The following is an 8,631-nucleotide window of genomic DNA, read 5'->3' as shown; positions in this document are numbered from 1 at the left end:
CCGGACTCACGATGGCCACCCCCGTTCAGGAGTCGACCTCTGATGCCTCTCCAGGCGCTACGGGCTACGCCCTTCGCGCCTTGAAGACATTAAAAACTTACACCACTCCCCGGGACATCAACCACCTCAGAGCGGCGAGCTCGAGACTACGCTTACGGACGCCCCCACACCCCAAAGCTCAAAGAGCAACCTTGACCACGATCAGGGCGCCGCGAACGCGCGGCAGGTAACGTCGCACCCATGCTCTCCTACCCCACCGCAAAGGAGTTGGCCACCCCCAGCCCTTCGCTCGAACTGGTGTGCCCCGCCGGCAGCCTGCCGGCCCTGCGCAACGCCGTGGACGAAGGCGCGGACTGCGTCTACTTCGGCCTGCGCGACGCCACCAACGCACGCAACTTCGCGGGGCTGAACTTCGACCTGCCGGCCATCGTCAGCGGCGTGCGCTACGCACATGCGCGCGGCAAGAAGGTGCTGATGGCGATCAACACCTACCCGCCCGCGGCCGACCCCGCGCCGTGGCACAAGGCGATCGACCTCGCGGTGGACCTCGACATCGACGCGGTGATCGTGGCCGACCCCGGCCTCATGCGCTACGCCGCGAAAACGCATCCGGACCTGCGCCTGCACCTGTCCGTGCAGGCGTCCGCGACCAATTACGAAGCGATCAACCTGTACCACGAGCAGTTCGGCATCCGCCGCGCCGTGCTGCCGCGCGTGCTGTCGCTCGACCAGGTCAAGCAGGTCATCGGCCGCACGCCGGTGGAGATCGAGGTGTTCGGCTTCGGCAGCCTGTGCGTCATGGTCGAAGGCCGCTGCCAGCTCTCTTCGTACGTAACGGGCGAGTCGCCCAACACGCACGGCGTGTGCTCGCCCGCCAAGGCCGTGCGCTGGCAGGACACGCCGCAAGGCATGGAAGCGCGCCTGGGCGGCGTGCTGATCGACCGTTACGCCAAGGACGAGAAGGCCGGCTACCCCACGCTGTGCAAGGGCCGCTTCGATGTCGGCACGCAGAAGAACTACTACGCGGTGGAGGAACCCACGAGCCTCAACACGCTGGAGCTGCTGCCGCAGCTGATGAAGATCGGCGTGAAGGCCGTCAAGATCGAAGGCCGCCAGCGCAGCCCCGCTTATGTTTCGCAGGTGACGCGCGTCTGGCGCGAGGCCATCGACCAGGCGCTCGCGCAAGGCCACCGCTACGCGGTGCGCACGAACTGGATGGCGCAGCTGGACCCGCTCGCCGAGGGGCAGCAGCACACGCTGGGCGCCTACCACCGCCCCTGGAGATGACCCGATGAAGCTATCCCTCGGGCCGGTGCAGTACTACTGGCCGCGCGACACCCTGCTCCGGTTCTACGAAGAAGCCGCGCAATGGCCCATGGACATCGTCTACCTCGGCGAGGTGGTCTGCTCCCGCCGCCACGAGATGCGCCTGCCGGACTGGCTGGCGCTCGCGCGCGACCTGCGCACGGCCGGCAAGGAAGTGGTGCTGTCGACGATGGTGCTGCTCGAATCGGGCAGCGACGTCTCGGCGATGGCGCGCATTGCCGACAACGGCGAATTCGCCGTCGAAGCCAACGACATGGGCGCGGTGCATTGCCTCGCCGGGCGCCTGCCCTTCGTCGCGGGCCCGCACCTGAACATCTACAACCAGGACGCGCTCGGCTGGATCGCCGAGCTCGGCGCGCGCCGCTGGGTGGTGCCGCTCGAAGCCACGCAGCCCAATGCCGCGCGCCTGCATGCGCAGCGGCCGCAAGGTGTGCAGACGGAGCTGTTCGCCTTCGGCCGCATGCCGCTCGCCTTCTCCGCGCGCTGCTTCACGGCGCGGCACCACGATTTGCCGAAGGACGATTGCCGCTTCAGCTGCATCGCCGACCCCGACGGGCTGCTGCTCGCGACGCGCGAGGGTGAGCCCTTCCTCGTGCTCAACGGCATCCAGACGCAGTCCGCGCGCACGCACAGCCTGCTGCAGGAGTTTGCGTCGCTGCAGTCGATGGGCATCGACGTGCTGCGCATCAGCCCGCAGTCGCGCGCCACGGGCGACGCGCTGCGGCTCTTCGACGAAGTGCGCCGCGGCAAGCTGCAGGCCGGCGAGGCGGAGTCGCAGCTGCGCGAGCTGGTGCCGACGGCCGCGTGCAACGGGTTCTGGCATGGCCGGCCCGGCATGGATACCGCATTGCCGCGGGAGGCCGTGTGAACGAAGGCGCCCTGCAACTGCCACCCTGCCCGAAGCCGCTCGCGGCGATCTTCGCGCGGCTGCCTTCTTACCCGCCGTCGGCATTGCTCGCTGCCGCCCTCAACATCGGCCTCGCGTCAAAGCTGCCCGAGGACGTGCGCGAGCGCCTGCTGCGCAAACGCCTGCGCATCGAGGTACGCGACGCACGCATCACGATGGATTTCACTTGGACCGGCGACCGCTTTCGCGCGCTGCCGCGGCAGGCGCAAACGGACCTGACCATCGGCGCGACTGCGCCGGACTTCCTGCGGCTCGCGCAGCGGCAGGAAGACCCCGACACCCTCTTCTTCAGCCGCCGCCTCACGCTCGAAGGCGACACCGAGCTGGGCCTCGTCGTGAAGAACACGCTCGACGCGCTGGAGCTGCCGGTGCTCGACCTCACGCGCCTGCGCGAGACGGCTGCGCGCCGCCCCCCATGGCGCAGCTGAAACCCGCGCCGGCGGTGCGCGACTTCGTCGTCGCCATCACCGGCGCGAGCGGCGCCGTCTACGGCAAGCGCCTCCTCGAAGCGATGCACGACATGCCGGACGTGCGCGCGCACCTCGTCGTCTCGCCGGCGGGCTGGCGCACGGTGACGCACGAGCTCGGCATGTCGGTGGACGAACTCTCCTCGCTCGCCGACATCGTGCACGACGCATCGGATGTCGGCGCCTCGATCGCCAGCGGCAGCTTTCGCTGCCAGGGCATGGTGGTCGCGCCCTGCTCCATGCGCACGCTGGCCGCCGTGGCGCACGGGATCTCCGACAGCCTCATCACGCGGGCCGCGGACGTGATGCTCAAGGAGCGCCGCCGCCTCGTGATGATGGTGCGCGAAACGCCGCTGCACCTCGGGCACATCCGCAACATGGCGACCGTCACCGAGATGGGTGCCATCGTCTGCCCGCCCATGCCCGCGTTCTACCTGAAGCCGCGCAGCCTCAACGACATCGTCGACCAGGCCGTGGCGCGCGTGCTGGACCTGCTCGACGTGCAGCACGAGCTCGCACCGCGCTGGACCGGCGGCCTCGCCGCTGCGGCCTGACGCCATGCCGTACCGCGACTTGCGCGACTTCATGTCGCAGCTGGAGGCTGACGGCGACCTGCTGCGCATCGTCGAACCGGTGTCGCCGCACCTGGAGATGACGGCGCTGGCCGATCGCGTGCTGCGCAAGGGCGGCCCCGCGCTGCTGTTCGAGCGGCCCGCCGGCCACTCGATGCCGGTGCTGGCGAACCTCTTCGGCACGACGCAGCGTGTCGCACGTGCCATGGGCGTGGACAGCCTGCGGGCGCTGCGCCCGCTCGGCGAAGTGCTGGCGCGCCTGCGCGAGCCCGCGCCGCCCAAGGGCTGGCGCGACATGCTCGGCCTGGGCGACCTGCTGCGGCGCCTGTGGCACATGGCACCGCGCGAGGTGGGCAGCGCCGATTGCCAGCAGGTGGTGTGGGAAGGCAAGGATGTTGACCTCGCGAAGCTGCCCGTGCAGCACTGCTGGCCCGGCGACGTCGCACCCCTCATCACGTGGGGCCTCGTCGTCACGCGCGGCCCGCACAAGGCGCGGCAGAACCTGGGCATCTACCGCCAGCAGGTGCTCGCGCGCAACAAGGTCATCATGCGGTGGCTGCCGCACCGCGGCGGCGCGCTGGATTTCCGCGACCATGCGATCGCCAACCCCGGGCAGCCTTACCCCGTCGCGGTGGCGCTCGGCGCGGACCCCGCCACGATCCTCGGCGCGGTCACGCCCGTGCCGGACGCCCTCTCCGAATACCAGTTCGCCGGCCTGTTGCGCGGCCAGCGCACCGACGTCATCTCCGCCGTCGGCGTGCCGCTGCAGGTGCCCGCCACGGCGGAGATCGTGCTCGAAGGCCACATCCAGCCGGACGCCACGCACGCGAGCGGTTTCGAGCATGCGATGGAAGGCCCGTACGGCGACCACACCGGCTACTACAACGAGCAGGCCTCGTTCCCGGTTTTCACCATCGACCGCATCACGCTCAAGCGCGAGCCGATCTACCACTCCACCTACACGGGCAAGCCGCCCGACGAGCCCGCGGTGCTGGGGCTCGCCATGAACGAGCTGTTCATCCCGCTGCTGCAGCGGCAGTTCCCCGAAATCACGGACTTTCATTTGCCTGCCGAGGCGTGCAGCTACCGCATGGCGGTTGTGCAGTTGCGCAAGGCTTACCCCGGCCACGCCCGGCGCGTGATGATGGGCGTGTGGAGCCACCTGCGGCAGTTCATGTACACCAAGTTCATCGTCGTGGTGGACGAGGACGTGGACGTGCGCGACTGGCGCGAGGTGATCTGGGCGCTGACCACGCGCGCGGACCCGGCGCGCGACACCTTCACCATCGAGAACACGCCGATGGACTACCTCGACTTCGCTTCGCCGGTTGCCGGGCTGGGCAGCAAGATGGGCATCGATGCGACGAACAAGTGGGCGGGTGAGACGCAGCGCGAGTGGGGGCGCTCCATCGCCATGGATGCGGATGTTTCCGGGCGCATGAACTCGTTGGCGGAGGCGCTGGGCCTGTAGGATGGCCGCATGCGGTCTCCTGCGAAGTTCGGCGCTGCCTTCCTGCTGGCTTGCGCCGCTGCATCGGCAACCGCGGCGCAGTGGCGCACGCTGCCCGGCACGGCCGACGTGGACGTCGACCTGGCATCCATCCGGCTCGAGCGAGCGCGGGTGACGGCCTGGCTGCGCTGGTGGGGGCGGTCCCCGCTCGTGAGCGAAACGCCTGTTTTCGCGGCACTGCGCTCGCGCGTCTACAAGACGGCGGTGCAGGTGGAGTTCGATTGCGCGGCGCGCCATTGGCGCACGCTGGCTTTCAGCGCCACGGACAGCAGCGGCCTGCCGATCGCGATGGACAGCACGCCGGGGCCGCGCATCGCGGCGGTGGACGGCGACATGGGCTGGGCGTACGACTCGCTGTGCGAGATCGTGCGCGCGCCGCACCGGAAGTGAGCCGGCGCGGAATGGGTGTAATTGGGTGTAGTATCGGGTGGCATGTTCCGCACGCACTCGGTCCGCATCACCCCGGAGGTCCTCGGCCTCATCGCCTCGATCGACGAGTTCCGTGGCGCCTGGCGATCGTTGGGCACGCTGGCACCGGAACGGCTCGCCGCGCTGCGCCGAGTCGCCACCATCGAGAGCATCGGGTCTTCCACACGCATCGAAGGCAGCCGCCTGAGCGACCGGGACGTCGAGAGGCTCCTGTCGAACCTGCGCATCCAGTCGTTTACCACCCGCGACGAGCAGGAAGTGGCCGGATACGCGGACGTGATGGAAACCGTCTTCGCCCATTACCGCGAGATTCCCCTGACGGAGAACCACATCCGCCAGCTACACCGCGACCTGCTTCGACACAGCGAAAAGGACGAATGGCATCGCGGCAATTACAAGAAGTCCTCCAACAGCGTTGTCGCCTTCGACGAGCAGGGCCGGTCGATGGGCGTCGTGTTCGAGACCGCAAGCCCCTTCGAAACCCCACGGCTCATGACCGAGCTGGTGGACTGGTTCCATTCGAACCGCGACATCGCGCCTTCCGAACGCCTGCACCTGCTGCTGCTGATCGGCATCTTCATCGTCGTGTTCCTGGAAATCCACCCGTTCCAGGACGGCAACGGCCGGCTGAGCCGGGTGCTCACCACGCTGCTGCTGCTGCAGGCGGGCTACGCCTATGTGCCGTACAGCTCCCTGGAGAGCGTCATCGAGCAGAGCAAGGAAGCGTACTACCTCGCATTGCGGCAGACGCAGGGCACGATTCGCGGCGCCGCCCCCGACTGGCAGCCCTGGCTTGTTTTCTTCCTCCGCGCGCTGTCCCGCCAGGTCCAGCGGCTTGCGCAGAAGGTCGAGCGGGAACGGCTGGTGCTGGCCGCGCTGCCCGACCTGTCGCTGAAGGTGATCGACTTCGTGCGGCAGCACGGGCGCATCACCATGGCCGAAGCAGTCCGGCTGACCGGCAGCAGCCGGAACACGCTGAAGCTGCACTTCAGGTCATTGGTCGCGCAGGGGCATCTTGCGACTCGCGGCCAGGGTCGCGGCGCCTGGTACGAGCTGCGTTAGCCCGGACGCCGCGACGCAATCGGGTGGAAATGGGTAGGGTTTTAGAACGCCGCAATCCCCGTCTGCGCGCGCCCCAGGATCAGCGCATGGATGTCGTGCGTGCCCTCGTAGGTGTTCACCACCTCGAGGTTCACCAGGTGCCGCGCGATGCCGAACTCGTCGCTGATGCCGTTGCCGCCCAGCATGTCGCGCGCCACTCGCGCGATGTCCAGCGCCTTGCCGCACGAGTTGCGCTTCATGATCGACGTGATTTCCACCGCAGCCGTGCCGTCGTCCTTCATGCGGCCGAGGCGCAGGCAGCCCTGCAGGCCGAGCGTGATCTCCGTCTGCATGTCGGCCAGCTTCTTCTGCACGAGCTGGTTGGCAGCCAGCGGCTTACCGAACTGCTTGCGGTCCAGCACGTACTGGCGCGCGCGGTGCCAGCAGTCCTCGGCGGCACCCAGCGCGCCCCACGCGATGCCGTAGCGCGCCGAGTTGAGGCAGGTGAACGGGCCCTTGAGGCCGCGCACTTCGGGGAAGGCGTTCTCCTCGGGGCAGAACACCTCGTCCATCACGATCTCGCCGGTGATCGACGAACGCAGGCCCACCTTGCCCTCGATCTTGGGCGCGGTCAGGCCCTTCCAGCCCTTTTCCAGCACGAAGCCGCGGATGGCGCCTTCATCGTCCTTGGCCCAGACCACGAACACGTCGGCAATCGGCGAGTTCGTGATCCACATCTTGCTGCCCGTGAGCTTGTAGCCGCCGTCGACCTTGCGGGCGCGCGTGATCATGCTGCCGGGGTCCGAGCCGTGGTTGGGCTCGGTCAGGCCGAAGCAGCCGATCCACTCGCCGGTGGCCAGCTTGGGCAGGTATTTCTGCTTGGTCTGCTCATTGCCGAACTCGTTGATCGGCACCATCACCAGCGAGCTCTGCACGCTCATCATCGAGCGGTAGCCGGAGTCGATGCGCTCCACCTCGCGCGCGACGAGGCCGTAGCAGACGTAGTTAAGGCCGGCGCCGCCGTACTGCTCGGGAATCGTCGGGCCCAGCAGGCCCAGCGAACCCATCTCACGGAAGATCGACGCGTCGGTCTTCTCGTGGCGGAAAGCTTCGAGCACGCGCGGTGCGAGCTTCTCCTGGCAATAGGCGTGGGCGGCGTCGCGCACGGCGCGCTCGTCGTCGGTGATCTGCGCATCCAGCAGCAGCGGGTCGGCCCAGTTGAAAGCGGCTTTGGCGGCCATGGTGTTCTCCTTGGATTCGTGCGGTTTGCCGCTCAGGCCGGGGGCGCGAGGCGGTAGGTGGCCGGGGTGCGGCTCAGCTTGATCGGCGATGCAACGCCAGTGTAGTCGCCCAGCTTCACCACCATCTCGCGATGCGCGGTGTGCGGGTGCTCGAGCGCTGCGCGTACGGACAGCACAGGTGCGGCGGGCACGCCGATGGCCATCAGCTCCTCGGCGAGCTGCGGGCCGTCGCGTTCGGCGAGCAGCCGCACGAGTTCGGCACGCAAGGCTGCGCGATTCGTGGACCGCGCGCCGGCCGTTGCATAGCGGTCGTCCTGTGCGAGCGCAGGCACGCCCAGGTGCTTGCACATCAGCGCGAACTGCCGGTCGTTGCCGACGGCGAGGAACACCGGCGCGCCGCCCGTGGGGAACGAGTCGTACGGGTAGATGTTGGGGTGCGCGTTGCCCGTGAGCTTCGCCTCGCGGCCATCGGCGAAGAAATTCGCCGCGTGCGGATGCAGCAGCGACAGGCCGCAGTCGTACAGGCTCGCCTCGACGAACTGGCCCTTGCCGCTGCGTTCGCGCTCCTTGAGCGCCAGCAGCACGCCGAGCGCGGCATTGAGGCCCGTCACGAGGTCCACCACCGGCAGGCCCACGCGCAAGGGCTCGCCACCCACCTCGCCGTTCACGCTCATGAGGCCGGCCATAGCCTGCACGGCAGCGTCGTAGCCGGCCAGCCCGCCGAGCGGGCCGTCGGCGCCGAAGCCGCTCACACGGCAGTGCACGAGGCGCGGGAAGCGCTGCGCGAGCTGTTCGTAGCCCAGGCCCCACTTCTCCATGGTGCCGGTCTTGAAATTCTCGATGAGCACGTCCGCGCCTTCGAGCAGCGTCATCAGCACGTCACGCCCTTCGGCGCTCGCCAGGTCCAGCCGCATGCCGGTCTTGTTGCGGTTCAGGCCCATGTAGTAGGAGGCCACGCCCTTGATGAACGGTGGGCCCCACTCGCGCGTGTCGTCGCCCTGCGGCGGCTCCACCTTGACGACGTCGGCGCCATGGTCGCCGAGGATCTGCCCGCAATACGGGCCGCCGAGGATGCGCGAGAGGTCGATGACCTTGATGCCTTGCAGGGCGCCGGTGCTGGTCGACATGCCGTGCTCCT

9 protein-coding genes are annotated in these 8,631 nt (G+C 68.6%); 7 read left to right on the top strand and 2 right to left on the bottom strand.

Annotated elements, in window-relative coordinates; translation table 11 throughout:
- The first annotated feature begins 240 nt into the window (after positions 1 to 240).
- Genes ubiU through H8R02_RS29565 form a run of 7 tightly spaced genes read left to right on the top strand, consistent with a single transcriptional unit; the run spans position 241 to position 6,273 of the window.
- Entirely contained in the window at positions 241 to 1,287 is a 1,047-nt protein-coding gene (gene ubiU, locus H8R02_RS29595) for a ubiquinone anaerobic biosynthesis protein UbiU (RefSeq protein ID WP_187085582.1), read from the top strand.
- A gap of 4 nt (positions 1,288 to 1,291) precedes the next feature.
- A complete protein-coding gene (ubiV, locus tag H8R02_RS29590; protein WP_187085580.1) occupies positions 1,292 to 2,194 on the top strand; it encodes a ubiquinone anaerobic biosynthesis protein UbiV in 903 nt (300 codons plus the stop codon).
- Positions 2,191 to 2,661: a ubiquinone anaerobic biosynthesis accessory factor UbiT gene (gene ubiT, locus H8R02_RS29585; protein WP_187085578.1), complete on the top strand. Its 471-nt coding sequence runs from the start codon at positions 2,191 to 2,193 to the stop codon at positions 2,659 to 2,661. The genes ubiV and ubiT overlap by 4 nt, the downstream gene beginning before the upstream one ends.
- Positions 2,649 to 3,254 carry a UbiX family flavin prenyltransferase gene (locus tag H8R02_RS29580; protein WP_222622698.1) on the top strand — a complete coding sequence of 202 codons (606 nt, stop codon included), beginning with the start codon at positions 2,649 to 2,651 and terminating at the stop codon, positions 3,252 to 3,254. Before ubiT ends, H8R02_RS29580 begins: the two co-directional genes overlap by 13 nt.
- A 4-nt stretch (positions 3,255 to 3,258) precedes the next feature.
- Positions 3,259 to 4,743 carry a UbiD family decarboxylase gene (locus tag H8R02_RS29575; protein ID WP_187085577.1) on the top strand — a complete coding sequence of 495 codons (1,485 nt, stop codon included), beginning with the start codon at positions 3,259 to 3,261 and terminating at the stop codon, positions 4,741 to 4,743.
- A gap of 9 nt (positions 4,744 to 4,752) precedes the next feature.
- Complete coding sequence (locus H8R02_RS29570) at positions 4,753 to 5,172, top strand: hypothetical protein (RefSeq protein WP_187085575.1); 420 nt, start codon at positions 4,753 to 4,755, stop codon at positions 5,170 to 5,172.
- 42 nt (positions 5,173 to 5,214) lie between these two features.
- Positions 5,215 to 6,273 (top strand): Fic family protein, encoded by a 1,059-nt coding sequence (locus H8R02_RS29565; RefSeq protein WP_187085573.1) that lies wholly within the window; start codon positions 5,215 to 5,217, stop codon positions 6,271 to 6,273.
- A gap of 41 nt (positions 6,274 to 6,314) precedes the next feature.
- Here H8R02_RS29565 and H8R02_RS29560 read toward each other — a convergent pair whose 3' ends face one another.
- Both H8R02_RS29560 and H8R02_RS29555 read right to left on the bottom strand, forming a co-directional pair.
- Positions 6,315 to 7,493, bottom strand: coding sequence for an acyl-CoA dehydrogenase (locus tag H8R02_RS29560; RefSeq protein WP_187085571.1), 1,179 nt, complete (start codon positions 7,491 to 7,493; stop codon positions 6,315 to 6,317).
- A 32-nt stretch (positions 7,494 to 7,525) separates the two neighbouring features.
- Positions 7,526 to 8,620, bottom strand: coding sequence for a CaiB/BaiF CoA transferase family protein (locus H8R02_RS29555; RefSeq protein ID WP_187085569.1), 1,095 nt, complete (start codon positions 8,618 to 8,620; stop codon positions 7,526 to 7,528).
- Positions 8,621 to 8,631 lie beyond the last annotated feature (11 nt).

Source organism: Ramlibacter albus (assembly GCF_014297445.1).
GTDB lineage: Bacteria > Pseudomonadota > Gammaproteobacteria > Burkholderiales > Burkholderiaceae_C > Ramlibacter > Ramlibacter albus.
This window is presented reverse-complemented; position numbering and strand designations above follow the sequence as displayed.